Raw genomic sequence first — 590 nt, 5'->3', positions numbered from 1 at the left:
GCCTCATCACGCTGGTCGCGACGGTGACGGACAATGTCGGCCAAACCGCAAGCGCGAGCGTCGATGTCGGTCCGCATCTGACGATCCTTGACGACGGCCCGTCGATCACGGTGACGGCGACGGCGCCGGCGGATGCGCTGGTGGTGGACGAGACCAACCTGGCGATCAACGCGTCGGCGAACTTCGCCGACAACTTCACGGTGACCAGCAGCTATGGCGCGGACGGTGCGGGGACGACGGCGTCGGCCTACACGCTCGGCGTCAAGTCGGCGGGGGTCGATTCCGGGCTGATCGACGTTGCGACCGGCCAGCACGTCTATCTGTACGTCAACGGCAACGTGGTCGAGGGCCGGGTCGGCGCCGGCGGCGCGGCGGATCCGGCGGGCGTGATCGACTTCACGGTGAGCGTGAGCGCGGCCGGCGTGGTGACGCTGGACCAGGTGCACGCGCTGCAGCATCCCAACGCGGCCAATCCGGACGACGTGGTGACGCTGTCGGCGGCTGACCTGATCACGCTGACGCGGACCGACACCATCACCGACCGCGACGGCGATACGACCTCGGGCTCGGGCAGCATCAACATCGGCGCG

Annotated in this window: 1 protein-coding gene; it reads left to right on the top strand. The window is 69.0% G+C overall.

Annotated elements, in window-relative coordinates; all coding sequences use genetic code 11:
* A partial coding sequence (locus tag Q3C01_RS44890; RefSeq protein WP_458151752.1) for a DUF5801 repeats-in-toxin domain-containing protein occupies positions 1 to 590 on the top strand: 590 nt, incomplete at both ends.

It is taken from the genome of Bradyrhizobium sp. UFLA05-109, assembly GCF_054185165.1.
Note: the sequence above shows the minus strand (reverse complement) of the source record. Positions and strands in the feature narration are given on the sequence as shown.